We start from the raw sequence: 25,400 nt of genomic DNA, 5'->3' as shown, positions 1-25,400 counted from the left end.
CCTCGGTTCGACCGTTCACCGAACGGCCTTCAATGCGCGGCGCCCCAGCTTTTGCCTGTTCCGATTTCGACGCCGAGCGGAACCGAGAGTTTTATAGCGGGTTCGGCGGCGTTCGCCATCACCCGTTCGATGATCGGTTTCGCTGCGTCAACATCACCTTCGGGCAGTTCGAAGACGAGTTCGTCGTGGACCTGAAGCAGCATGCGGACATTGGAAAGCCCCGCGGCAGCAAGCGCGCCCGGCATGCGGGCCATGGCCCGCTTGATGATGTCGGCGCTGGTGCCCTGGATCGGCGCGTTGATCGCCGCGCGCTCGGCACCCTGCCGCTCGTGCTGGACGCTCGACTTGATCCGCGAGAAATGCGTCTTTCGTCCGAACAGTGTGGTCGTGAAACCCGTTTCGCGCACGCTGCTCAGCGTTTCATGGATATAATTGCGAATGCCGGGGAAGCGATCGAAATAGCGGTCGATCATCGCCTGCGCTTCGTCCGCTGTAATCTCCAGCCGTCCCGCGAGCCCCCATCGCGAAATGCCATAAAGGATCGCGAAGTTGATCGTCTTTGCCCGCCCGCGCGTGTCGCGATTGACCTCGCCGAACAGTTCCTGCGCGGTCATGTTGTGGATGTCGTCGCCACGCAGGAACGCCTCGCGGAGCTGAGGCACGTCGGCCATGTGCGCTGCAAGCCGCAGCTCGATCTGGCTATAGTCGGCCGAGAGCAGGACATTGCCGGGCTCGGCGACAAAGGCGTCGCGGATGCGCCGGCCGACCTCGGTGCGCACGGGGATGTTCTGGAGATTGGGGTCGTTGGACGACAATCGTCCGGTCTGGGCGCCGGTCAGCGAATAGCTGGTGTGGACGCGGCCTGTCCTCGGATTGATCTCGGCCTGAAGCGCATCGGTATAGGTCGATTTGAGCTTGGAGAGCTGGCGCCAGTCGAGCACCTTGCGCGCCATCTCGACACCCGGACCGCCATCCTTCATCGCGGCGATGCGCTCCATCTCGTTGACGTCGGTCGAATAGACCCCCGACTTGCCCTTGCGGCCGCCCTTCAGGCCCATACGCTCGAACAATATTTCGCCGAGCTGCTTGGGGCTGCCGATGGTGAAGGGCGTTCCGGCAATGCCGTGGATTTCCTTTTCGAGCTCGACGATCAGGCCTGCGAACTCGGCGGAGAGCCGTGCGAGTTCCTCGCGGTCGACCTTGATACCTTCGCGTTCCATCGCGGCGAGCGCGGTGATGACGGGGCGATCGACCATCTCGTAGACGCGTGTCGCCTGTTCGGGCGCGAGCCGCGGCTTGAGGCGGCGCCAGAGCCGCAGCGTAACGTCCGCGTCCTCTGCTGCGTAGCGCGTCGCGTCCTTGAGCGCGATCTGGTGAAAGCCCTTCTGGTTCTTGCCCGTGCCGACCACGTCCTTGAAGGCGATGCAGCTATGATCGAGGTGTGTCGCGGCAAGCTCGTCCATCCCGTGCCCGTGCAAGCCGGCATCGAGGTTGAAGCTCATCACCATCGAATCGTCGATTGGTGCGACTGCGATGCCGTGTTCAGCGAGAATGCAGATGTCGTATTTGATGTTGTGCCCGATCTTGAGCACTGCTGGATCCTCGAGCAGCGGTTTCAGCCGCGCGACCGCCGCGTCGAAGGGCAGCTGGACGGGATTGTCCGAGAGCAGATCACCGCCGACATGCGCAAGCGGGATGTAGCAGGCCTTGTTGGGCGCGAGCGCGAGACTGATCCCGACCAATCCGGAGCGGGGGCCCAGGCTGTCCGTTTCGGTATCGAAGGCGACAAAGCCCTGCGCGGTCGCCTCGCCAATCCAGCGATCGAGCGCCCCAAGCGTGTCCACTGTCTCATAGGCGTGGACGTCGCACGGCGGATCCTCGGGCAAAATCGCCTCGGCGCTCGGCGGCGGCGCGGGCGCATCGGCGACGGTGCCCAACCGGTTGAGCAGCGAGCGAAAACCGTGATGCTCGAGAAAGGCACGCAGTGGTGCTTCGGGAATGCCCTTCATCTCCAGATCTTCGAGCGGATCGGGCAACGGAACATCTTCCTTGAGCGCGACAAGCACGCGCGACAGCCGCGCCATATCCGCATGCTCGATCAGATTGTCGCGCATCTTCGAAGGCTTCATCGCCGGAGTCGCGGCGAGTACCGCCTCGACATCACCGAATTCGTTGATGAGCTTTGACGCGGTCTTGGGACCGATGCCGGGAACTCCGGGGACATTGTCGACGCTGTCGCCCATCAGCGCGAGCACCTCGCCGAGCTTTTCGGGGAGCACGCCGAACTTCTCGACCACATGGTCGGGACCAAGCCGTTCATTCTTCATCGTGTCGAGCAGGTCGAGGCCGGGCTCGATAAGCTGCATGAGATCCTTGTCCGAAGACACGATCGTGACCTGCCACCCCTCGCGCAGCGCCGCCTTGGCGTATGAGGCGATGATGTCGTCGGCCTCGAAACCCTCTTCCTCGATGCACGGCAGCGAGAAGGCGCGCGTCGCATCGCGGATCATCGGGAATTGCGGCACCAGGTCCTCGGGCGCGGGCGGCCGATGCGCCTTGTACTGGTCGTAGAGGTCATTGCGGAACGACTTGGCCGACTTGTCGAGGATCACCGCGAGATGTGTAGGGCCATCCGCCTTGTGCAGCGCATCGGCGAGCTTCCAGAGCATGGTCGTATAGCCATAGACTGCGCCGACGGGCTCTCCGCGGATGTTGGTGAGCGGCGGAAGCCGATGATAGGCCCGGAAGATATAGCCCGAGCCGTCGACGAGATAGAGATGCTTGTGCGAGGACATGCGCGCGGGATAGCAGGGCCGTGCCTCGCCACAAAGGTCGTTTGATACGCCGTCGCGAAATCAGCGGGGTCATCGACTGTTCAGCCACGGCGCGCTAGGCGCGAGGGCATGATTACGCGCAGGACCATGCTGATATCGGGCGCGGCCGCGGCGGGCATTGGCGTGCTGCCGCGCTCGCTCCTGGCGGCGGGCGCCTTCACGTCCACCCGACTCTCAGTCGTGGTCCGCGGCAATGGCCCCGACGTGATCCTGATCCCCGGCCTCACCGCCTCGCGCGAGATGTGGAACAGCACCGTCGCAGCGCTTCCCGGCTATCGCTTCCATCTGGTGCAGGTCGCGGGCTTCGCGGGCGATCCCGCGCGCGGCAATGCATCCGGGCCGGTCGTCGCACCCCTCGCTCAGGAGATCGTGCGCTACATCATCGCGAACGGCCTCAAGGCCCCAACGCTCGTCGGCCACTCGATGGGCGGATTGATAGCGCTGATGATCGCCGCGCGCTGGCCTACGCGCGCCGGACGCACCATGGTCGTCGACATGCTCCCCGCTCCGGCTGCGGGTCTCGGCATGTCCGTCGCGGGGCTGCGCCCACTGGTCGACGGATTGCGCGACTCGCTGACACGGACGCCCGAGGGACGCCGCACGCTCGAGTCGTTGATCGGCATGTTCGGCCCGCCCGAGCAGAGCGCGCGCAAGAGTGATGCCGACGTCGTCGCGCGCGCGATGCACGACATCGCGGTGACCGACCTGACATCGGAACTGCCCCACATCACGACGCCACTGGCCGTCCTCTATGCCACCGTGCCCGGCGCGCAATTCGACACGGCCACGGTCGACCGCGCCTATCGCAGCGGCTACGCTGCCACGAAGCACGCAAAATTGACGCGTATTCCGGGTAGCGGGCACATGATCATGCTCGACCAGCCCCGGCGCTTTAACGCCGAACTGAAGGCATTCCTGCCCGCTGCCCGGTGACGCTGCGGTTACCGACTGCTGATCCGGATCGCGCGCCCGCTGCCACGGCTGGCAAGCTGGTCTGTGCTGCGCGCCTCGGCCACGATCACCGCAATGTCGCGGCTGGCCCGGCCCATTGCGCCCTTGTAGCAATTGCGCCCATCCTGACGTTGCTCGACGGCTTCGACCCGCGTGCCAAGATCACAGACGAATTGCGCCGCGCGGTGCACGCGACCGTTGAGCCGTTCCACGCCACCGTCCGAGCGCAGGTTGAGATCGGCGTAGCTGACGGCCACGGACCTGATGCCGTCTCCCGGGATCGATTTTGCGGTGGAAACAATTGGTGCGTCCGCCTGTCCCGCGAACAGGGGCGAAGCGATGAATAGTGTCGAGGCCACGAGCGCGGTGGCGCCGCACGTGCGAAGAATTGAGGTCTGCATCTGATCGTCCTGCTTTTCCCTGAGGCGCCGATATCTGCGCGGCGCACTCCGTGAACGGCGGCTTTCAAACAGTGATCGCCGCCGGAAGCCGCGGGCGAGCCTTTTGTTTAGGAGTGATCTGGCACGCCCGCATCTTGCTTGCATCTCGGCCGGGAGTTCTGGTGCACTGAACGGCTGGCGAAGCTCCCACCCGACCAACGCCGCGCGTCGTGACCCAGAACGAACGCTCAGGCGAACGGGTTAGTGCGCGCGTAATGGCAAATGAACGTTGCTCTGTCTAGGACAGAAACGACAATATCTTACATATCTTATTTATCTATTGTAATTTATGAATATTTATTTGAATAAAGTTATCCGTTTCTGACCTGAAACGGAACATCCGACTCACATCGAGACATTGAAGCGGTTGCCAGATCGCCCGGCGCGTCGCAGAGACGTTGCCATGTTTTCCGGTAAGATAGCCTTCGTCACGGGTTCGGCACAGGGCCTTGGCCGCGCCATTGCGGAGGCGCTCGGTGATGCGGGCGCGCATGTCATCGTGCATGGCCGCGAGCGGGCGCGAATCGAGACCGCTGCGGAAGCACTCCGCGCCCGAGGCGCATCGGCGGAAGCATTTGCCTTTGACCTGGTCGACGACGATGCCATCGCCGCGGCGTTCCAGATGATCGGCACGACGCATGGCCGGCTGGATATTCTGGTGAACAATGCGGGCGCGCGCGATCGCCGGCCGCTCGACGCACTCGATCCCCCTGCGATCCGGCGCTTGCTCGATGCAGATCTCGTCGCGCCCTTCGAGCTGTGCCGACGCGCCGCTCCGATGATGCGTCCCGGCGGACGTATCATCAACATCACCTCGATCGCGGGCCCCATCGCGCGCGCGGGCGACGCCGCCTATACAGCGGCCAAGGGCGGGCTCGACGCGCTGACGCGCGCACTTGCGGCCGAGCTGGGGCCGTGCGGGATCACGGTCAACGCAGTCGCACCGGGCTATTTCGCCACCGAGGCCAATGCAGAGATGGTGGCCGATCCCGGAACCGCCGAATGGCTGGCGCGACGCACCTCGCTCGGACGCTGGGGCGAACCGCGCGAAATCGCGGGTGCGGTGCTGTTCTTCGCCTCTGAAGCAGCGAGCTACGTGACTGGCCAGACGCTCGCAGTCGACGGCGGCTATCTGTCGCATTTCTGAGGACTCAGACGGCTGCGGTCTCCGCAGCTTCGGCGCGGAGCGCGACGAAGCGGCCGATAATTGCAGCCAGAAGCAGCACGAGCGCCGCGATCAGGAAGGCGCTGCCGACATGCGGAAGCACCGGCGTATCGCCCACGGACATCGAATAGACGACCCCGAAAAACAGCGGCGACGCGACACCCGCGATACTGGCGACGCTGTTATTGGCGCCCTGGAGCTGGCCCTGTTCGGATTCGGAGACACGCTGCGTCATCAGCGACTGGATCGTCGGCATGGCGAGTCCCCACAACGCATTGGGCAGCATCGCGAGCGTGAAGAGCAGCCCCGTCGGCGCAAGCCCCATGCACGCAATGCCGATTGCGCCGCCGAACAGGCCCAGCGCCATGGTGCGACGATCGCCTAGCTGCTTGACCACCGGACCGACGACGACGCCCTGAACGATCATGTCGAGCACGCCGACAAAGGCGAGCAGCACGCCGACCTCCAACGGGCTCCAGCCGTAGCGATAGGCGGCATAAAGCACGAATACCGCCGAAAAGACGTGGTGCGCAAAATAGAGCAGGAAATTGACGACGGTGAGCCCCGACAGTTCGGGATGCGAACGCAGCAGCCGGAGCGCACCGAAGGGATTGGCGCGCCGCCACGAGAACGGCATCCGGTTTTCAGGCTTCAGCGATTCCGGCAGCACGAACAGGCCGTAGAGAAAGGCGAGCCCGCAGAGCCCGGCCGCGGCCCAGAATGGCAGACGCGGCGAAATTTCGCCAAGGAGCCCACCAATAAAGGGGCCGGCGACGAAGCCCCCTGAAAAGGCCGCACCGATGAGGCCATAGGCGCGCGCGCGTTTCTCGGGCTCGGTAATGTCGGCCATATAGGCAAAGACCGTGGTAAAGCTGGACGAGGTCATTCCCCCGATTGCGCGGCCGAGCGCCAGCCACCACAGGCCGGGAGCCAGCGCCATCAGCACGAAATCGGCGGCAAGCCCCGCAGTCGAGAGCAGAATGACGGGACGCCTGCCATATTGATCCGAAAGCGACCCGATGATCGGGGAACAGACGAACTGCATCGCTGCCCAGAGCGCGACGAACACGCCGTTCCAGACGCCGGCGCTGGCATTGGAACCCGAAAATTCCTCGATCAGCGAGGGGAGCACGGGGATGACGATCCCCATCGACATGATGTCGAGAACCGCGGTCACCATGATGAAGGCGATCGCGGCGTTGCGATGCCTGGTTGTGATGGCGATCATGCGGACACTCCGATACTGGATCGGATGTCCTAGCGCCTGGCGCTCCACCGGGCCAGCGCCTCGTCAGCCGCCACCGCATGCGGTTACGACGCGAATACCAGTTCGTCACTGGTTCGACCCCGGGGACGACGATCAGTCGTGCGGCGCGGCAACATCGCTCCGGCCACTGTGCCCGACCGAAACGTAGACGGCCGATCCGGTCGCCTGTCGCGACGGTTGAGCCGCGGCTTCGGTCAATTGGTCAGGGGCTGGCGGGCTCGTTGTCGTCGTCCCCGCCGATCAGTTCGATTGCACCCCAGATAAAGGCACCGGCCACAACAGCTCCGATCACATAGAGCATGGCGTCGCCGCCCGCGACCGAACTCTTGCGATCAAGGGCAGCGCCAGAGCGGACGTTCTTCGCTACCGAGGGGTGGTTGGTCACGCTCAGTCTTTGCGCGGCGTTGCTCTGGGCAATCGCGGGGAAACTGGAAATCACCAGCGGAACTGCCGCCAGAAGAGCAAGTTTTCTCGATACCATGACGCGTCCTCCATTCGTAGGCTGAGGACCAACCAGCCGTCCCCGCGAAATGTTCCGAGAAGGTCGTCCTATCCGCGCTCGGTCTTGACGAAAATCTTCTGGCTGGCACGCGCGGGATACCAGTTGATGACAGGCTCAGGGCCATTGACGACGATCAGGGGGGCGCCGAGCGCCTTGATGTCGGCATCATAGATATCGACGACGACGGGCTCGGTGGTCTCGAACAGAAAGACCGGCGACGCATTCGTCGCAGTCGCACGGACATAAGGCCGGCTGATGACATAGTGCGAGCCGGCGCCGCCATGGAACGAAAAATGGGCGGTGCCGCCGATGCCGCCGCGCGATACAGGGGTCTCGCTCTGGCAATGTTCGAGCCGCCCGGTGTTCCAGAGCCGATAGTTGCGCTTGTTGCCGCGCGCCTTGCATTCGGCGAGGTAGACGCCTTCCGATTTGGTATCGAAACCGCCATCGGCATTCTGCGTCGCGACACAGCCATGATAGCGGATGCGCGCATTGCCGCGCTCGTCCGAAAAGCCGTCGCCATTCCAATATTGGCTCGCCTTGCGGCCGACCTCGAAGAAGCGATGCGACTCGCAGCGGCGGTACTGGATGTCGCTGGCCTCGCCAACGAGCGCGAAGCCGACCGAATAGGTGACCGCGTCGTCCGCGGCGAGCGCGATGCAATCCTCGATCAGTCCCTTATTGGAGCCATATTTGAGCTGGATCATGCCGCGATCGATCTTCTGCGCAGTGATGCGGCGGAAGACGAAATTGCTGAGAACCGTCGCGGGCGAACTGTCCCAGGTCGAATTCTCGAAGAATCGGAATAAATTGCTGCCGCTGCAATCCTCGACCACCAGCCCGTCGACGCCGCCCTGTGCCGCACGGATCGCACCGTTACCGTAATTGTCGAAGGTGCAATTACGGATGGTGGTGTAGGATTCGGCCAGAAGCGCGGTGCCGCCGTCGAGCCAGCCGTCATTCACGAGCGGACGCGTCCCCGTGAAACGCTGTCCCTCGATGATCCGCCGCGTCGGCGCGGCACGCGCAGCCATGGGCATGACAAGGCCTGCTGCGACAAGCTGCCGGCGGGTGATGAGGCTGGACATGGCTTGGGCTCCCCGAGTGACGACGTAGCTGAACGCCACCGGGAGCCAATTGTTGCGCCGCAAAATCGGCGAGGCGAAATTTAAGGTACCAGAATGGTATCGATCGCCTGCGGCAAGGTTGTCGGATAGTCGAGCGTATAGTGCAGCCCGCGGCTTTCCTTGCGGTGCAACGCCGAGCGGACGATGAGGTTGGCGACCTCGATCAGGTTGCGGAGCTCGATCAGGTCGGGCGCCACGCGGAAATTGCCGTAATAGTCCTCGACCTCCTGGCGGAGCAGTTGCACGCGGTGCGCCGCGCGCTCGAGCCGCTTGGTCGTGCGCACAATCCCGACATAGTCCCACATGAAACGGCGGATCTCGCGCCAGTTGTGGGCGACGATGACCTCCTCGTCGGAATCGGTGACGCGGCTCTCGTCCCAGGGCCGGATCGGCGGCGGCTCGGGGAGATCCTCCCAGTTGGCGATAATGTGGCGCGCGGCCGCCTCACCGAAAACGAAGCATTCGAGCAGCGAGTTGGACGCAAGGCGATTGGCGCCGTGCAGTCCCGATTGCGTTACCTCGCCGGCGGCATAAAGCCCGGGCAGGTCGGTGCGTCCGTCGAGATCCACGACCACGCCGCCACAGGTATAGTGCTGCGCGGGAACGACGGGGATAGGCTCCTTCGTCATGTCGATGCCGAGGCCGAGCAGCTTTTCGTAGATGTTCGGGAAATGCTCCTTCACGAACTCCTCGGGCCTGTGACTGATGTCGAGATGGACATAGTCGAGCCCCAGCCGCTTGATCTCATGGTCGATCGCGCGCGCAACGACGTCGCGCGGCGCGAGTTCGGCACGACTGTCAAAATCGGGCATGAAGCGGTGGCCCGTCTCCGGTATCAACAGATGCCCGCCCTCGCCGCGCACCGCCTCGGTGATCAGGAAATTCTTGACCTCCAGATTGTAGAGGCAGGTCGGGTGGAACTGCATGAACTCCATGTTGGAGATGCGGCAACCCGCGCGCCAGGCCATCGCGATTCCGTCGCCCGTGGCGCCGCGCGGTGCGGTCGAATAAAGATAGGTGCGCCCCGCCCCTCCCGTCGCCAGGATGGTGGCGCGGCCGGTGAACAGTTCGACGCGTCCGGTGCGACGATTGCAGGCATAGACGCCCCAGACATGTCCCTCGCCCGAATAACGCTCGCCATGACGCCCGGTAACGAGGTCGATCACGACCATGTCGGGAATCAGTGTGATATTGGGATTGGCCTTGGCCGCGGCTTCAAGTGCCTGCTGCACCGCCCAGCCCGTCGCATCGTCGACATGGACGATCCGCCTGTGGCTGTGCCCGCCCTCGCGCGTAAGGTGCCAGCGTTCGTCCTCGCCGCCAGGATTGAAGGGCACGCCAAGTGCGGCGAGTCGCTCGATCGCGGCGGGCGCATTCTCGACGACGAACTCGACCGTCGCGCGGTTATTGAGCCCCGCGCCCGCGACCATCGTATCCTCGATATGGCTATCGAAAGTGTCGCCTGGCTCGAGCACAGCCGCGATGCCGCCCTGTGCCCAGGCGGTCGATCCGTCGGACAGCGCGCCCTTGGCGATTACCGCCACGCGGCAATGCTCGGCCAGGTTGATCGCCGCGGTCAGCCCGGCGGCGCCCGAACCGATGACGATGACGTCATATGTGTGCTCAGCCATTGGCGCTCGCCCGCGTCAGGTTGAGGAAGACGTCCTCCAGATCGGCCTCGCGCGTGACGACGTCGATAATGCCGTAACCCTGTGCCTGCACGGCATCGAGAACCTGCCCGGCATTCACCTTGTCCTTGGAATAGGTAATGGCGAGCGTGCGGCTGCCCTTCAGCTCGATCTTCTGGAAACAGGGGTTGGACGGCAGCGTCGGCACGTCGCGGTCGACCGTGACCTCCACCGCCTTTTCCTGCGCCATGCCGACGAGCGCGCGCGTGGGTTCATTGGCGATGAGCTTGCCGTGGTTGATGATCGCGATGCGATCGCACAGTTCCTCGGCTTCCTCGAGATAATGGGTGGTGAGCACCACGGTCACGCCACGCTCGTTCAGTCCGCGCACATAGGCCCAGAGCTGCTGGCGAAGCTCGATATCGACGCCCGCGGTGGGCTCGTCGAGGACGAGCACGGGGGGGGCGTGAACCATCGCCTTTGCCACCATGAGCCGCCGCTTCATGCCGCCCGACAGCGTCCGCGAATAGGCGCTTGCCTTGTCTTCGAGATGCATCGCGCGCAGCAATTCCATCGAGCGCCGCTTGCCCCTGGGAATGCCGAACAGCCCCGCCTGGATCTCGAGCGTCTCGAAGGGGGTGAAGAAGGGGTCGAAGACGATCTCCTGGTTGACGATGCCGATCGACGCCTTGGCATTGCGCGGATGGCGATCAATGTCGAAGCCCCAGATCGACGCGCTGCCCGCGGTCTTGTTGACCAGCCCTGCCAGGATGTTGATCAGCGTCGACTTGCCCGCGCCATTGGGGCCGAGCAGCCCGAAAATCTGCCCGCGCGGCACGTCGAAACTGACGCCTGCCAGCGCGCGCTTGCCACCTGCATAGACTTTCTCAAGCCCGACGATCTCGATTGCTGCGTCGCTCATTTCCCAAGCGCATAACGGCTTGCGGTGCGCGCGCAAAGACGGCCAACGCATTTCAACGCAAATTAACCCGCGCGATTGGGAGAGTTTTAACCAATCGCGCCTAGTGGATGGCATGTGGGGACCAGATCATTTCATCGAATGTGGCGACGGGCGGGGGGCCTGTCGCGGCGACCGGAGGCAGCCTGTGGGGGGACGCATCCGGGGACCAGCAGGGATTCGGCCTATGCCGTTTCCCTGCTCTCATGCCGTTCCGCCCAATGCCCGAGCCCGCTCGAAAATGCGCTTGGCCTGGCGTTGCGCACGACATTGCTGCTGACGCTTGCCGGCATTCCGGGGCTCGCCTTTGCGGCGCAGACACCGGGCGACGCGAGCGCGACGATGGTCCGACCGCTCACCTTAATCAAAACCGAAGATCTGGATTTCGGAATCATCTCTGCAGGCCCGACGCCAGGTACGGTGCGGATCAACCCCGCCACGGGCGCGAGAACCACCACCGGCGGCGCGATAGCCAGCGGCGGCGCCCCGTCACGGGCGACCTTCCTCGGCGCATCGCAGCTTGGCATCGCGCTCAACGTCCAGATCAGTGCGTCACCGACGCTGGTGCGTGCGGGTGGTGGCACGATGTCGACTGCCCTCGAGGTCGATGGCGGCACCGGATGGCGCCTGTTTCCGGGCACGGGGCCTCACACATTCCATGTCGGCGGACAGCTGAATGTCGGTGCCAACCAGGCCGCGGGCAGCTATGCAGGGCAGTTCACGCTGACCGTCAACTACTTCTGATCGCGCACGCCGTTGCATGGCCAAACGGGCCTTGCTATGCGCGCCGTCATGATCGCACCGCCCGAAACCATCCGCGTCAGCACCGCCCGCGTCGCCTGCGACGGCGCCAGTGAAATCCCCGGGGGCGCCTCGCTCGGCCACCCGCGCGTCTTCCTCGAGATCGACGAGAAGGGCTTCGTCGACTGTGGCTATTGCGACAAGCGTTTTGTGCTGATCGGCGGCCCCGCCGACACGCAAGAAGGTTCCAGCCCGGTCTGATCGCCCCTTCGACTTTGCTCGGGACATGCCTATATCGGTCGCATGCAGACCGATCCCCGCAGCTTCCTGTACCGCCCCGACGGCCTCGATCCCGACGCCGCCCGCTCGCTCACTGCCGACGCGCTCAAGGGCTGCGACGATGGTGAGCTCTATCTTCAATACAGCGCCTCGGAGAGCTTCGGCTTTGACGACGGCCGGCTGAAGACCGCCGATTATTCGAGCGAATCGGGATTCGGTCTGCGCGGCGTGAGCGGCGAGACGACGGCCTTCGCGCACGCCAACGAACTGAGCGAGTCGGCCATTCGCCGCGCCGCGGAAACAATGACGCTGCTCGACCCCGCGAAGGGGCAGCCAGCAACGCCGCCACAGCGCACCAATCGCCACCTCTACACCGATGCCGATCCGCTGAGCCTTGTCCCTTTCGCGAAAAAGGTCGCGCTGTGCCAGATGATCGACGCGGCGGCGCGCGCGCGCGATCCGCGCGTCGCGCAGGTATCGGTCGGCCTTTCGGGGTCTTGGAACGTGGTCGAGATCGTCCGTGCCGACGGCTTCACCGCCACCGATATCCGCCCGCTCGTCCGCCTCAATGTCTCGATCGTCGCCGAGCAGAATGGCCGGCGCGAAACGGGCAGTTTCGGCATTGGCGGGCGCGAGCTCTACGACCGCATGTTTGATGAAACTGTCTGGAACCGCGCGATCGACGAGGCGCTGGCGCAGGCGCTGGTCAACCTGGAGTCGGTCGCAGCTCCCGCGGGCGAGATGACGGTGCTGCTCGGCCCCGGCTGGCCGGGCATCCTGCTTCACGAGGCGATTGGCCACGGGCTCGAGGGCGATTTCAACCGCAAGGGCACCAGCGCCTTTTCGGGGCGGATCGGCGAGCGCGTCGGGGCGCCGGGCGTGACGGTGGTCGACGACGGCTCGATCGGCGGGCGGCGCGGCTCGCTCTCGATCGATGACGAAGGCACGCCCACCGCCGAGACCGTGCTGATCGAGGACGGCATCCTGAAGGGCTATATGCAGGATCGGCTCAATGCGCGGCTGATGGGGGTCGAACCCACAGGCAATGGCCGACGCCAGTCCTATGCGCACGCGCCCATGCCGCGCATGACCAATACCTTCATGAAGGGGGGCAATGACGATCCCGCCGAGCTGCTGGGCCGCGTGAAGAAAGGCATCTTCGCCAAGAGCTTCGGCGGCGGGCAGGTCGACATCGTTTCGGGCAAGTTCGTCTTCTCGTGCACCGAGGCCTATCTGATCGAGAACGGCCGATTGGGCGGGCCGATCAAGGGCGCGACGCTGATCGGCGACGGACCGACCGTGCTCACCAGGGTGACGGGCATCGGCAACGACTTCGCGCTCGACGAGGGCATTGGCATGTGCGGCAAGGGCGGCCAATCGGTCCCCGCGGGCGTGGGACAGCCGAGCCTGCTCGTCGACGGCCTGACGGTCGGCGGCACCGCGGCGTGACGCGCAACGGCTACGGGACTTGGCCGCAGGTTGGCCCGATGTCGGTCAATCATTTCGCGCACGATGCGAGAATGAGCGACCGATGGCCCTGATCACCATCGCCGAATTTCCGGACGGCATCGCCGCAGATCTCGCCTTGCTCCAGCTCAAGTCCGCGGGAATCCCCGCCTATCTGTTCGATGGCGGGATGGCGAGCCTGGGTCTGGGCATGATGACCCCGGCGCGGCTGATGGTCGATGAGGACGATGCGGAGCGCGGTCGGCTGCTGCTCCAAGATATTGCCTGATTTTTAGGCATCACTTCGCAACTGCACAATAAATAGAACCGTTCCCGCCACGCTTGCGCGCACTATTTGTGCGTCACGGCTGATTTCGGGCAATTTTCGAATCTGGCACACCCCTTGCGGAGTAATATTCCGGACACATTCAGAAGGGGGCCGAATGAAACTCGTCATAGCCATCATTAAACCCTTCAAGCTCGACGAGGTGCGCGAAGCACTTTCCGAGCTTGGTGTGGCGGGCATGACCGTCACCGAGGTAAAGGGTTTTGGCCGCCAGAAGGGCCAGACCGAAATCTATCGCGGCGCTGAATACAGCACCAACATGGTTCCCAAGATCAAGATCGAGGTGGTCTGCACCTCCGACTTGGCCGATCGCGTCGTCGAAGCCGTACAGGCATCCGCCAACACCGGCGCGATCGGCGACGGCAAGATCTTCGTGCTCGATGTCGGGCAGGCGGTGCGCATCCGCACCGGCGAGACCGACGAGACCGCGCTCTAATCACAAAGGGGGAAAGATGACGACTTCCAGAAAGATAGTGGCGGGTGCGGGCGCGATCGGCGCGTCGTTCCTCGCCGCATTGCCCGCCTGGGCGAACACCGCGGTGGCCAATGTAGCAGAAGCCGCGGGCAATGCCGCGGCAGCGGCCACCGAGGCCGCACCGGCCGCAGCCGCTGCCTTCGTGCCGACCGCGGAGATGGTCAACAAGGGCGACACCGCCTGGATGCTGGTTTCCTCGGTACTCGTGCTGATGATGTCGATCCCGGGCCTCGCGCTCTTCTATGGCGGCCTCGTCCGCACCAAGAACATGCTCTCGGTGCTGATGCAGGTTTTCATGATCGTTTCGATCGCCGCGCTCGTCTGGGTCAGCTGGGGCTACAGCCTCGCTTTCACCAGCGGCAACAGCTTCATCGGCGGCCTGAGCAAGCTCTTCCTTCAGGGTGTTGACGGCACGACCCTTGCCGCCACCTTCTCCAACGGCGTCTACATACCCGAATATGCGTTCGTCGTGTTCCAGATGACGTTTGCGTGCATCACGCCAGCGCTCATCGTCGGCGCCTTTGCCGAACGCGTGAAATTCTCCTCGCTGATGATCTTCACGGTGCTCTGGCTGACCGTCGTCTACTTCCCGATCGCGCATATGGTCTGGTACTGGGCGGGTCCGGACTTCCTGAAGGACGCACCGACCGACACCGGCCTGCTCTGGGGCTGGGGCGCACTCGACTTCGCCGGCGGCACCGTCGTCCACATCAATGCAGGCATCGCTGGTCTTGTCGGCTGCCTCATGATCGGCAAGCGCATCGGCTTCGGCAAGGAAGCAACACCGCCGCACTCGCTCACCATGACCATGATCGGCGCCTCGCTGCTGTGGGTGGGCTGGTTCGGCTTCAACGCCGGCTCCAATCTCGAAGCCAATGGCGTGACCGCGGTCGCCTTCATCAACACCTTCGTCGCCACGGCCGCCGCTGCGGTGAGCTGGGCCATCGTCGAGCAAATCAAGCATGGCCGCCCCTCGCTGCTCGGCGCAGTGTCAGGTGCGGTTGCCGGCCTTGTCGCGATCACTCCGGCCTCGGGCTTCGCCGCACCGATGACCTCGATCCTGCTCGGCCTGATCGTTTCGCCGATCTGCTTCTTCTTCGTGTCGACCGTGAAGAACAAGCTTGGCTATGACGATACGCTCGACGTGTTCGGCATTCACTGCATCGGCGGCATCATCGGCGCTATCGGCACTGGCATCGTCGCCGACCCGGCACTCGGCGGCCAGGGCTTCTTCGACTATACCGTAATGCCCGCAGTCGTCGGCACCTATGACATGGGCGCACAGGTCATCACGCAGATCAAGGCAGTGGCGCTGACGCTCGTCTGGTCCGGCGTGGGCTCCGCGATCCTCTACTTCATCGTCGACAAGACGCTGGGTCTGCGCCCGAGCGAAGAAGCCGAGCGCGAAGGGCTCGACCTCTCGTCGCACAACGAACGCGCCTACAACTACTGACAAGTTTGGAGGGCGGCCCACTTATTCCCCGGGCCGCCTTCCTCAAGGAGTTCCTCCTGCGAACTGACTGGGCCGGTGTGGCGACACACCGGCCCTTTTTTATTTGGTGCACAAATGCAACGCCCGGCCAAAATCGGTGCGGCCAACTTGTGACCGCGCCGGCATAATTTTATTACAAGACAACAAAATAAGCACAGGGAGGATGACTATGTCTGCATCGCAGGCCGATACTTTTGCAAAATATCTTCTTTTTGCAGGAAGTTGTGCAATTGCGCTGGCCGTCGCGGCCACGCCGGCAGCAGCGCAGGATCCCCAGCCCCAAGCCGCCGATCAGGGCAGCGATATCATCGTCACCGCCACCAAACGCGCCTCGACGATCCAGGATGTTCCCTTTTCGATCAACGCGCAGACCGAAGCCGATATCGAACGCGCCAATGCCAGCACGATCGAGGATCTGTCGCGCAACGTCGCGGGCCTCACCATCCAGAATCTCGGTCCCGGCCAGAGCCAGGTGTCGGTACGCGGCGTCTCGGCGGGCCAGATCGTGCGCGACCAGCCCGGCGTGAAGGAGCAGGTGGGCATCTATCTCGATGAATCGGTCATCTCGCTCTCGCTGTTCACCCCCGACGTCGATCTGTTCGACCTCAACCGCGTCGAGACGCTGCGCGGCCCGCAGGGCACGCTGTTCGGCTCGGGCTCGGTGGGCGGTACGCTGCGCTATATCACGAACCAGCCCAAGCTGGACGTGGTCGAAGGCAAGGTCGAAGCCAATGTGAACATGGTCGATGAGGACGATTTCGGCGGCCATATCAAGGGCGCCATCAACCTGCCCATCGTCGACGGCTTCGCGGTCCGCGCCGTGGGCTATTACACCCAATATGCGGGCTTCATCGACGCGCTGCGCGAAGGCGACAGCGAGGTGCAGAACGTCAATGACGGCTGGCGCGCGGGTGGGCGGCTTTCCTTCCTGATCCAGCCGAGCGACGATTTCACGATCGTACCCCGCATCGTATATCAGAAGATCGCGACCGACGGCTTCAACCGTCAGGAGGTCTACAACCTCTACGCCAACCAGTTCACGACGACGCGCCCCCAGGTGATCTTCGACAAGCGGCAGCAATATCTGCTGCTCAAGGAAGAGTTCGAAGACGAATTCCTGCTTGCCGACCTGACGATGAACGTCAGCGCGGGGCCGGTCGATATCACCTCGATCACAAGCTACATCAATCGCGACATTGTCGTCAGCCGCGACGCGAGCGCGCTCACGGGCAGCATCACGATCGACTTCGGCCTGCCCAATGCGGCGGTCCTGCTTCCGTCAAATCTTCTCGACACGACGGGTCTCGAGCAGATTTCGCAGGAATTGCGCCTTGCCTCCAACGGTACGGGCCCCTTCCAGTGGCTGATCGGCGGCTTCTACACCGACGCCAATCGCGACTATCTGCAGCGGCTGCCAACGCCCGGCTATGACGCGTTCTACGACGCCGCCAACAACCCCGGCGACTCTGCCGCCGCGGCCAACGGCTTTGGCGCCGATTCACCGTACAACGCCAACCTGCCCTACACCCTCCAACAGCTGGCGATCTTCGGCGAGGCCAGCTACGAGTTCGGCGCTCTCACGGCCACCGCCGGTGCCCGTTACTATACATACAATGAAGAACGGCGCTTCATTTCGGGCGGCGTCTTCTCCGGGCAGGACAACCGTCGCGACAAGACCTCGTCGACCGGCATCACGCCGCGTTTTCTGTTGAGCTACGAGGCATCGGACGATGTCACGCTCAACGCACAGGTATCGAAGGGCTTCCGCCTCGGCGGCGTCAACGATCCGCTCAACGTACCGCTTTGTACGCCCGCAGACCGCGATATCTTCGGCGGTTTCCAGGATTATGACGACGAAACCTTGTGGAACTACGAAGCGGGCGTGAAAGCGCAAACCGGCATCCTCACCTTCAACGCGGCAGGCTTCTACACCGACATCAAGAACCTTCAGGTAACGGTTGATGCGGGGTCCTGCTCCTCGCGCATCGTGTTCAACGTGCCCAAGGCGCACACCATGGGGCTCGAAGCCGAACTCTCGGCGACCCCGATCACCGGGTTGGACCTGTCGCTTTCCGGAAGCTGGGTGGAAGCCGAATTCGATTCCTCGCTGCCCGAACCATTTGCCACAAACACCGGCATCCGCGAGGGCAACCGCCTGCCGACCGTGCCCAAATTCCAGATGGCGGCCGCGGCGACCTACAGCTTCCCGATCGACAATGACGGCAACGAGGCCTTCGTCTCGGCGTCGTTCCAGCATGTCGGCAGCCGTTTCACGCAGCCGGGCGATCAGGAGAACAACCCGCGCACCTTCGTCCACAATCTTGCATTTGCGGGCATGCCCGCAACTGCGGCAACAACGCTCGACCTCAAGCTGCCCGACTACCAGCTCATCAATCTGAGCGCGGGCCTCGAGTTCGACAACGAGCTCGGGATCACGCTCTATGTCAACAACCTGCTCGACGAGAGCGCGCTGCTGTCGTTCGACCGCGAGCGCGGCGGCCGCGCGCGCCTGGGCTTCCAGGTGGGCCAGCCCCGCACGATCGGGCTCACCGTCCGCAAGGGCTTCTGAACACACTCTGGGGGAGGAGGGCCGGCGCTGAAAGGCGCCGGCCCTATTTCATGCCGCCAGACTTTCAGGCTGAATCAGCTTGAAACGATCAAGGTCTCGCCTGTTGAAATAGAGCCTGATTCACGCTTTCGGCGGAAGCGCGTCGCGCTTCCACCTCAAACGATCAGGCTCCAGATCGGCGCTCACGAAATCGGCGCAGCGAGCCCCGATCATGATCGATGGCGCATTGGTATTGCCGCTGACCAGCCGCGGCATGATCGACGCATCGGCGATATAAAGGCCATCCACGCCGCGTACGCGGAGACTCGTGTCCACGACGGACGCTTCATCCGCACCCATTCTGCATGTGCCGACCGGGTGATAGACGGTATCGGCGCGGCTGCGGATGATCTCGATCATCGCCGCATCGTCGCTCACCCCTGCCATGTATCGGTCGCGTCCTGCATAGTCCGACAGCGGCGGCGCTTCGAGGATGCGGCGCATCAGCTTCACGCCCGCGAGCAGCGTCTGCACGTCGCGATCGTCGGTCAGGAAGCCCGGGTCGATCGCGGGCGCTGCTGCGGCATCGGGCGTGGCGAGCCGCACGTTTCCGCGGCTCTCGGGCCTGAGCACGCAGACATGGCAGGAAAAGCCGTGCCCCTTCACCTTGGTGCGCCCATGATCCTCAAGCAACGCAGGCACGAAATGGAACTGTATGTCGGGGATGGGCAGGTCGGGACGCGTCTTCGCAAAGCCGCCGGCCTCGGCATAGGGCGTGGTGAAGGGCCCCGAACGATGCCGGAACCATTGCACCATGCCCTTGAGAGCGCCGAGCATGCCCGCTAGCGACTGGCCCATGAACGGCGCCCCGGCGGTCTCATAGCCCGCGACATAATCGATATGGTCCTGCAGGTCGGCGCCCACTGCAGGCCGGTCGAGCACGACATCGATGCCCAGGTCGCGCAGATGTCCCGCAGGACCGATTCCCGACAGCATCAGCGTCTGGGGCGATCCGAAGGCGCCGCCCGCCAGAACCACCGCGCCGCGTGCCCGCACCGTTCGCGTCGCCCCGCCCTGACGATAGACGACGCCCGTCGCCCGACCGTTCTCAATCAGTACGCGTTCCACAAGCGCATTCGTGCGTACGTCGATCCGCGCGCGATTGGGCTCGACAAAGGCGCGTGCCGCACTCCAGCGTTCGCCGCCGCGCTGCGTCACCTGATAGATGCCGACACCCTCGAACTGCGCGCCGTTGAAGTCTGAGGTACGCGGCAATTGCAGGCTTGCAGCGGACTCGACGAAGGCGAGGCTTCCCGGATTGGGGCTGTGCTGGTCGCTGACCGAAAGCGGTCCGCCAGCGCCGTGCCATGCGTCTGCGCCGCGCTCGTTATCCTCGCATGCCCGGAACACGGGGAGCACATCGGCCCAGGACCAGCCATCGCAACCCAACGCCGCCCAATTGTCATAGTCCCAGGCATTGCCGCGGATATAGATCATCGCGTTGATGGCGCTCGACCCGCCAAGCCCCCGCCCGCGCGGCTGATAGCCCGCGCGACCGTTGAGGCCGAGCTGGGGCACGGTTTCGAAACGCCAGTTCGAAGCGTCGGGCAGAAAGGGCATCATGCCCGGCGCCTTGACCCGCCAGTTGTCGTTGGTGCCGCCCGCCTCCAGCAGCGCGACCGAAAAGCGGCCGCCCTCGGCAAGCCGTCCCGCGACCGCGCTGCCACCCGAACCGCCGCCAATCACCACGATATCGACTTCGTCCATCAGCCCCTCCGCTCGCGCCATGTACCCGGCATTGGACGTTTACGTTAACGTCATACGAGGACTTGGCAAGCGCTGCTGGCCGACGTGCTGGAAATGACGGCCTGATTACTCGGCGGGTTCGGGAACGGTTTGCCGCGCCATCCAGCGCGCGCGGATCGTCTCGCTCGAATCGCGCGATCCGTCGTGGCTCCAGCCCGGCGGCGCGATCATGTAGCGCAGCTTGTTGCCGAGCCCCGGCGCCTTCCATACGTCCTTCGCGATGCCTACCCATTCGTGGAACGCCGCCCAGAGCAGGTTGTAGCTGCCCAGATTCCGGACGATGCCATAGCGCGGACGATCGTCGTCGCGTTCGCGGACGAAGGAGCCGAACATGCGATCCCAGATGATGAAGACTCCCGCGTAATTCTTGTCGAGATAGCGCGGGTTGGTCGCGTGATGGACGCGGTGATGCGAGGGCGTGTTCATCACCGCCTCGAACCAGCGCGGCATCCGTCCGATCATTTCGGTATGGATCCAGAACTGGTAGATCAGGTTGATGCCGCCGCAGAACAGCACCATCGCCGGCGGAAAGCCGATCAGAAACAACGGCAGGCGAAAGATGAAGGCAAGGCTGAGGAAGCCTGTCCAGGTCTGCCGCAGCGCGGTTGAAAGATTATAATGCTGGCTCGAATGATGGATGACATGGCTCGCCCAGAACCAGCGGACGCGGTGCGCCGAGCGATGAAAAGCGTAATAGGCCAGGTCGTCGAGCACGAAGCACAGGCCCCATGCCCACCAGACATAGGGGATGTCGAACAACCGATGGTTCCAGAACCACCAGGCCATGCCAATCACTGCGCCCGCGCTGAGCACGCCCGCGATCGTACTGCCTAGCCCCAGCGAGAGCGAGGTCAGCGTATCCTTGGGATCGTAGCGATGCCGTCCGCGGATGCGTGCGGCGAGCATCTCGACAAGCACCAGCGCAATGAACGCGGGAACCGCAAGGTTCACCGGATCGGGCAGATCAGGCATCGGTCATCGTTCCCACATTGACCAGATCGCGCATGCGGCTGGCCCACTCCGCCGCTTGCGAACCCAGATTGAGCGTCACAGAACCGAACATCGGATCATCGGGGATCAGCGTCAATTGGTTGCGATCAAGCCGCGCTTCCACCGACGGTGTCAGCCGCCGCCCGACGAAATGCGCCCCATGGGCGCGTATGAGCAGCAATCGCCCCTCGCGATCACGCAGCAGCGCGGCATAGCCGGCGCGATCAACGACCACGGCGACGGGCTCGAAGCCGCTGTCGACTTCGTCCGCCACCGCGAGGGCGTGTTCCGGATTGACGATCCGCGCTTCCTCACCCAGCCCGAGCAGCCGCGCAACGAACGCGAGCCCCAATACCCCGGCCAGCGATCCCGCCAGCAAAAGCCAGTTCATCGGCCTCCGCTGAGCGCGTCTAGCATCGGCCGGATCGACAACAGGTCATAGCCCGCAGCCGCAGCCTTTTCGGCGAGCATATCGGGCGCGTCACCGCGCTGCGCACGCGCCAATGCCCAGAGATAGGTCGAGCGCGTGCCCGAACGGCAATAGGCGAGCACCTGCCCGCCCGCGGCGTCGAGCGCAGCATTCATCTCGTCGAGCTGATTCGCCGAAAAGCCCGCATGGGTGACGGGAATCGCACGATAGCCGATACCCGCGGCTTCGGCGGCGGCTGCGATTTCGGCGCCGTTGGTCTGGCCCGCCTCTTCGTCGTCGGGGCGGTTGTTGATGATCATCGTCACCCCGTCCGCCTTCGCCGCCGCGACCTGATCGGGCGTGATCTGCGGGGCCACCGAAAAGCTGTCGTCAATCCGCCGGAACATGATGAACTCCAATTATGCCGTTCGCCCTATAGACGCCACTGTCCACCGACTGGAAGCGCGAATGACGTCAGGACGCCATCGCCCTTACGATCACGGGGCGGCCAGCGCCCGGAGCGCGTCGCCATCGAGCCGCTGGACGGTCCATTCATCCATCGCCCGCGCGCCGATCGCACGATAAAAGCCGATCGCGGGTGCGTTCCAGTCAAGCACCGACCATTCGAGACGCGCACAGTCGCGCTCGATCGCTATCGCGGCAAGTCGCGCGAGCAAAGCGCGCCCTGCCCCTGCCCCGCGCGCCTCGGGCGCAACGAAGAGGTCTTCGAGATAGACGCCGGGCTTGCCCTCGAAGGTCGAGAAATTGTGGAAGAACAGCGCAAATCCCACAGGCGCATCGTCGATCTCGGCGATCAGAACCTCGGCATGGGGGTGCGGCCCGAAGAGATTGCGTTCAAGCAGGGCCGCGTCGGCGCGGACCTCATGCGCGAGCTTCTCATATTCCGCGAGCGCCACGATGAAGCCGTGAATGACCGGCAGGTCGGGGCGGGTGGCAGCGCGAATGGCAACACTCATGCCGCGACGCTTTCGTTCAGCGCGCGGATCGCGGCGCGCGATCGTGCGAGATATTCCATGCCGTGAAAGCGATAGGTGCCGATGAAATGGATCATCCGCGAATCCTCGGGAAGCGGCATGTTCCAGTGATTGACGTAACGGTCCGCGGGCAACAGCAGCGGATCGGGCGCGTTCGCGACGACAAAGTTCGACGCCACCTGCTCGCTGCCCCATTGGTACCATTTCGAGCGCCCCACGGCGGCTTCGGCGGCTTGCGAAAAACGGGTGGCCAGCCCCCGATCGCCGCCGCGTGCAAAGCCAGCGAAGCCCGCGCAGCCGCGGACATAGCGCGGCGATGCCAGCCCGGGTATTGCGAGCCGATCCATCACCGACTCGGTGGCGCGCTGGACATGGCTCCCGCTCAGCGAAACGGCTCCGGTGCCCTGCGGGAAATTCTCGCGCACGAATTCGGGCGCGGGAAGCACCGCGGGCGCGATGTCGGATTCGCCGAGCAGCGTGAAGCTGCGATTGGTATCGATCGCCTCGATCAGTTCAGGCACCGGCCCCACCGTCACCGTGTCCGAATCGAGCTGGATCATGTAGTTGCCGGCGCTCAGATCGAGCAAGGTCAGCAACCTTTCCCACGTCCCGCCGTTGGGGCATGGGCCGACATCGACATCATGGATCGAGAGGATTTCGGGATCGCCCAGATGCGCCTTGAGGATGGCCCGATCGTCAGCCGTGAGCGTGCCGTCATCGAGCAGCATGACGCGCCCGCGCCCGAGATGATGGTGGAGCGACTTGACCGCGACCAGATAGGGTATGAGCACCGCGGAGCCCATCATGGAGAACAGCACCACGCCGTCATCGGCGGGCCGGATCGGCGGGGTTGCCAGCACCGGCCGGCACAGCCGCTTGTAGAGCGCCTGTTTCACGTGCCAGTTGATTTCCTCGATCATAACGCGGCCTCCGCATGGGTGACGGGTTCGGGGCGCTTGCGCGCCGCTAGCAGGCACCCGGCCACGATCATCAGCGCGCCGATGATGGTGAGCGCGGACACGCTTTCGTCGAAGAACCACCAGCCAAGCAGCGCCGCCCAGATGAACGCGGTATACTCGACGGGCAGAAGATATTGCGCCTCGGCGCGCGCATATGCCCAGGCGAGCAGCATCATCGAGACGAAGGCGAAGAGCGCGGAGACCGCGAGCAACGGCAATTGCTCCGCGCTGGGAACAAGCGCGAGCCATGGTGCGGCGAAGGCGTAGAGGGCACCGGCGACGATATTGAAGAACAGCGCAACCTCGACCGGATCGGCGACGAGCGACTGGCGCCGCGCCACGACGAGGTTGAAGGCATAGAGCACCGCGGCGATCAGTATCGCGATAGCGCCGCGAAACGCATCAGGCCCCATATCCGCCTCTGCCTGCCCCGCAAGGATGACGAGCACGCCCGCAAAGGCGATCACCGAGGCCGATATTGCGGCGCGCCCGACCTTTTCCTTGAGCACCACGGCGGCAAGGAAAAGCGCTACGAGCGGCGCGACGAAGCTGAGCGCGACACCCTGCGCGATGGGCACGCGCGCCAGCCCCCAGAAGAACAGCAGCACCGATCCGCCCGCGGTTACGCCGCGCCAGAAATGCAGCACGAGCACGGGCCGTGCTGGCCAGCGCTTGCGCATCAGCACGAACATGGGAACTCCGATCGCAAGCCCGAAAATGCAGCGCCAGAGCATCGCGTTATAGGCGCCGATCTCGATCGACAGTCCCTTCATGATCGCGTCCATCGCCGAGAACACGGCGATACCAAGCGTTGCCACGCCGAAGGCGGTTGCCGGAGAGGCTTGCTTCATTCGGCGGCAAGCGTCGCGTCGGTGTTCGCTGCCTCGATCTCGGCCGCCTTGGCCTCCACGAGCCTGACAATGTGCTCGATCATGTCGGCGTCCTGCACATGATGATCGGTCACGCCCGACAGATAGACCATGTGTTTCCCGTTGCCGCCGCCGGTGATGCCGATGTCGGTCTCCCGCGCCTCACCGGGGCCGTTGACCACGCAGCCGAGTACCGAAAGCGAAAGCGGCGTGTGAATGTGCTGGAGGCGCTCTTCGAGCGCCTGGACGGTGCGGATCACGTCGAAGCCCTGTCGCGCGCAACTCGGGCATGATACGACGCGCACGCCGCGCGACCGGATACCCAGCGATTTCAGGATCTCATAGCCGACGCGCACCTCTTCCTCGGGCTCAGCCGAGAGCGAGACGCGGATCGTGTCGCCGATCCCCGCCCAGAGCAGATTGCCGATGCCGATCGCGGATTTCACGGTGCCGCCGATCAGCCCACCCGCCTCGGTGATGCCCAGATGCAGCGGACAATCCACGGCTTCGGCCAGCCCCATATAGGCCGAGACTGCAAGGAAGACGTCGGACGCCTTCACCGCGACCTTGTATTCGTGAAAGTCCTGGTCCTGGAGCAGCTTGATATGGTCGAGCGCGCTTTCGACCAGCGCCTCGGGGCAGGGCTCGCCATATTTTTCGAGCAGGTCCTTTTCGAGGCTGCCCGCGTTCACGCCGATGCGGATCGCGCAGCCATTGGCCTTGGCCGCGTCGACAACCTCCTTCACGCGCGCTTCGGAGCCGATATTGCCCGGATTGATGCGCAGACAGGCCGCGCCGGCGTCGGCGGCCTCCAGTGCGCGCTTGTAGTGGAAATGGATGTCCGCGACGATCGGTACGCGCGCCGCGCGCACGATCTGCTTCAGCGCCGCGGTCGATTGCTCGTCGGGACACGACACGCGGATGATGTCCACGCCCGCATCCTCGCAGCGGCGGATCTGGTCGATCGTCGCCTTCGCGTCGGACGTGAGCGTATTGGTCATCGTTTGAACGCTGACGGGCGCATCACCGCCGACGGGGACGTTGCCCACCATGATCTGACGCGACTGGCGGCGCGCGATATCGCGCCAGGGACGAACGGACATTCTTAACTACTCTGCGATTATCAGCCGGCCCGGCTTATAGCGCCGACGGGCGCTCACCGATAGAAGGCAA

24 protein-coding genes are annotated in these 25,400 nt (G+C 64.1%); 9 read left to right on the top strand and 15 right to left on the bottom strand.

The window, feature by feature from the left end; genetic code table 11:
- Nucleotides 1-29: 29 nt before the first annotated feature.
- On the bottom strand, nucleotides 30-2,795 hold the full coding sequence (gene polA, locus MKI88_RS02630; protein WP_241629324.1) for a DNA polymerase I: 2,766 nt from the start codon (nucleotides 2,793-2,795) through the stop codon (nucleotides 30-32).
- A gap of 108 nt (nucleotides 2,796-2,903) precedes the next feature.
- On the opposite strand from polA, the gene MKI88_RS02625 reads away from it, so the two are divergent.
- Entirely contained in the window at nucleotides 2,904-3,767 is an 864-nt protein-coding gene (locus tag MKI88_RS02625; protein ID WP_241629321.1) for an alpha/beta fold hydrolase, read from the top strand.
- An 8-nt stretch (nucleotides 3,768-3,775) separates the two neighbouring features.
- On the opposite strand, the gene MKI88_RS02620 is transcribed toward MKI88_RS02625, so the two are convergent.
- Complete coding sequence (locus MKI88_RS02620; RefSeq protein WP_241629320.1) at nucleotides 3,776-4,186, bottom strand: UrcA family protein; 411 nt, start codon at nucleotides 4,184-4,186, stop codon at nucleotides 3,776-3,778.
- A 442-nt stretch (nucleotides 4,187-4,628) separates the two neighbouring features.
- Here MKI88_RS02620 and MKI88_RS02615 point away from each other — a divergent pair, with 442 nt between their 5' ends.
- Nucleotides 4,629-5,372, top strand: coding sequence for an SDR family oxidoreductase (locus MKI88_RS02615; RefSeq protein WP_241629318.1), 744 nt, complete (start codon nucleotides 4,629-4,631; stop codon nucleotides 5,370-5,372).
- A gap of 4 nt (nucleotides 5,373-5,376) precedes the next feature.
- Here MKI88_RS02615 and MKI88_RS02610 read toward each other — a convergent pair whose 3' ends face one another.
- The 5 genes from MKI88_RS02610 to MKI88_RS02590 form a co-directional block, all read right to left on the bottom strand.
- A complete protein-coding gene (locus MKI88_RS02610) occupies nucleotides 5,377-6,618 on the bottom strand; it encodes a TCR/Tet family MFS transporter (protein WP_241629316.1) in 1,242 nt (413 codons plus the stop codon).
- Nucleotides 6,619-6,859: 241 nt separating this feature from the next.
- Complete coding sequence (locus MKI88_RS02605; protein WP_241629314.1) at nucleotides 6,860-7,138, bottom strand: hypothetical protein; 279 nt, start codon at nucleotides 7,136-7,138, stop codon at nucleotides 6,860-6,862.
- A gap of 68 nt (nucleotides 7,139-7,206) precedes the next feature.
- Nucleotides 7,207-8,247, bottom strand: a complete 1,041-nt coding sequence (locus tag MKI88_RS02600; RefSeq protein ID WP_241629312.1) for a right-handed parallel beta-helix repeat-containing protein — start codon at nucleotides 8,245-8,247, stop codon at nucleotides 7,207-7,209.
- An 80-nt stretch (nucleotides 8,248-8,327) separates the two neighbouring features.
- Nucleotides 8,328-9,917 (bottom strand): L-aspartate oxidase, encoded by a 1,590-nt coding sequence (gene nadB, locus MKI88_RS02595; RefSeq protein ID WP_241629310.1) that lies wholly within the window; start codon nucleotides 9,915-9,917, stop codon nucleotides 8,328-8,330.
- On the bottom strand, nucleotides 9,910-10,836 hold the full coding sequence (locus MKI88_RS02590; protein ID WP_241629308.1) for an ABC transporter ATP-binding protein: 927 nt from the start codon (nucleotides 10,834-10,836) through the stop codon (nucleotides 9,910-9,912). The genes nadB and MKI88_RS02590 overlap by 8 nt, the downstream gene beginning before the upstream one ends.
- A 294-nt stretch (nucleotides 10,837-11,130) precedes the next feature.
- Here MKI88_RS02590 and MKI88_RS02585 point away from each other — a divergent pair, with 294 nt between their 5' ends.
- From MKI88_RS02585 to MKI88_RS02555, 7 genes are all read left to right on the top strand, one after another.
- Entirely contained in the window at nucleotides 11,131-11,616 is a 486-nt protein-coding gene (locus MKI88_RS02585) for a DUF4402 domain-containing protein (protein ID WP_241629307.1), read from the top strand.
- Nucleotides 11,617-11,664: 48 nt separating this feature from the next.
- Complete coding sequence (locus tag MKI88_RS02580; RefSeq protein WP_241629304.1) at nucleotides 11,665-11,874, top strand: zinc-finger domain-containing protein; 210 nt, start codon at nucleotides 11,665-11,667, stop codon at nucleotides 11,872-11,874.
- Nucleotides 11,875-11,916: 42 nt separating this feature from the next.
- On the top strand, nucleotides 11,917-13,341 hold the full coding sequence (gene tldD, locus MKI88_RS02575; protein WP_241629302.1) for a metalloprotease TldD: 1,425 nt from the start codon (nucleotides 11,917-11,919) through the stop codon (nucleotides 13,339-13,341).
- An 82-nt stretch (nucleotides 13,342-13,423) separates the two neighbouring features.
- The gene (locus tag MKI88_RS02570) at nucleotides 13,424-13,627 is read left to right on the top strand and encodes a DUF2007 domain-containing protein (RefSeq protein WP_241629300.1); all 204 of its coding nucleotides are present in this window, start codon (nucleotides 13,424-13,426) and stop codon (nucleotides 13,625-13,627) included.
- 154 nt (nucleotides 13,628-13,781) lie between these two features.
- Entirely contained in the window at nucleotides 13,782-14,120 is a 339-nt protein-coding gene (locus MKI88_RS02565) for a P-II family nitrogen regulator (protein ID WP_241629298.1), read from the top strand.
- A 16-nt stretch (nucleotides 14,121-14,136) separates the two neighbouring features.
- Nucleotides 14,137-15,612: an ammonium transporter gene (locus MKI88_RS02560; protein ID WP_241629296.1), complete on the top strand. Its 1,476-nt coding sequence runs from the start codon at nucleotides 14,137-14,139 to the stop codon at nucleotides 15,610-15,612.
- A 202-nt stretch (nucleotides 15,613-15,814) separates the two neighbouring features.
- Nucleotides 15,815-18,220, top strand: a complete 2,406-nt coding sequence (locus tag MKI88_RS02555) for a TonB-dependent receptor (RefSeq protein ID WP_241629294.1) — start codon at nucleotides 15,815-15,817, stop codon at nucleotides 18,218-18,220.
- Between the two features lie 120 nt (nucleotides 18,221-18,340).
- Here MKI88_RS02555 and MKI88_RS02550 read toward each other — a convergent pair whose 3' ends face one another.
- The 8 genes from MKI88_RS02550 to ispG form a co-directional block, all read right to left on the bottom strand.
- Complete coding sequence (locus MKI88_RS02550) at nucleotides 18,341-19,966, bottom strand: GMC family oxidoreductase (RefSeq protein WP_241629292.1); 1,626 nt, start codon at nucleotides 19,964-19,966, stop codon at nucleotides 18,341-18,343.
- 105 nt (nucleotides 19,967-20,071) lie between these two features.
- Nucleotides 20,072-20,977 carry a sterol desaturase family protein gene (locus MKI88_RS02545; RefSeq protein WP_241629289.1) on the bottom strand — a complete coding sequence of 302 codons (906 nt, stop codon included), beginning with the start codon at nucleotides 20,975-20,977 and terminating at the stop codon, nucleotides 20,072-20,074.
- Complete coding sequence (locus MKI88_RS02540; RefSeq protein ID WP_241629287.1) at nucleotides 20,970-21,386, bottom strand: hypothetical protein; 417 nt, start codon at nucleotides 21,384-21,386, stop codon at nucleotides 20,970-20,972. Before MKI88_RS02540 ends, MKI88_RS02545 begins: the two co-directional genes overlap by 8 nt.
- Nucleotides 21,383-21,811, bottom strand: a complete 429-nt coding sequence (locus MKI88_RS02535) for a TIGR01244 family sulfur transferase (RefSeq protein ID WP_241629284.1) — start codon at nucleotides 21,809-21,811, stop codon at nucleotides 21,383-21,385. Before MKI88_RS02535 ends, MKI88_RS02540 begins: the two co-directional genes overlap by 4 nt.
- A gap of 90 nt (nucleotides 21,812-21,901) precedes the next feature.
- Nucleotides 21,902-22,381, bottom strand: a complete 480-nt coding sequence (locus tag MKI88_RS02530) for a GNAT family N-acetyltransferase (RefSeq protein WP_241629282.1) — start codon at nucleotides 22,379-22,381, stop codon at nucleotides 21,902-21,904.
- Complete coding sequence (locus MKI88_RS02525) at nucleotides 22,378-23,319, bottom strand: hypothetical protein (protein ID WP_241629280.1); 942 nt, start codon at nucleotides 23,317-23,319, stop codon at nucleotides 22,378-22,380. The genes MKI88_RS02530 and MKI88_RS02525 overlap by 4 nt, the downstream gene beginning before the upstream one ends.
- Entirely contained in the window at nucleotides 23,316-24,209 is an 894-nt protein-coding gene (locus tag MKI88_RS02520) for a DMT family transporter (RefSeq protein ID WP_241629278.1), read from the bottom strand. Before MKI88_RS02520 ends, MKI88_RS02525 begins: the two co-directional genes overlap by 4 nt.
- Entirely contained in the window at nucleotides 24,206-25,330 is a 1,125-nt protein-coding gene (ispG, locus tag MKI88_RS02515; protein WP_241629276.1) for a flavodoxin-dependent (E)-4-hydroxy-3-methylbut-2-enyl-diphosphate synthase, read from the bottom strand. Before ispG ends, MKI88_RS02520 begins: the two co-directional genes overlap by 4 nt.
- Between the last annotated feature and the right edge of the window lie 70 nt (nucleotides 25,331-25,400).

Origin of the sequence: Sphingomonas sp. LaA6.9, from assembly GCF_022601895.1 — a bacterium.
Lineage (GTDB): Bacteria > Pseudomonadota > Alphaproteobacteria > Sphingomonadales > Sphingomonadaceae > Sphingobium_A.
This window is presented reverse-complemented; position numbering and strand designations above follow the sequence as displayed.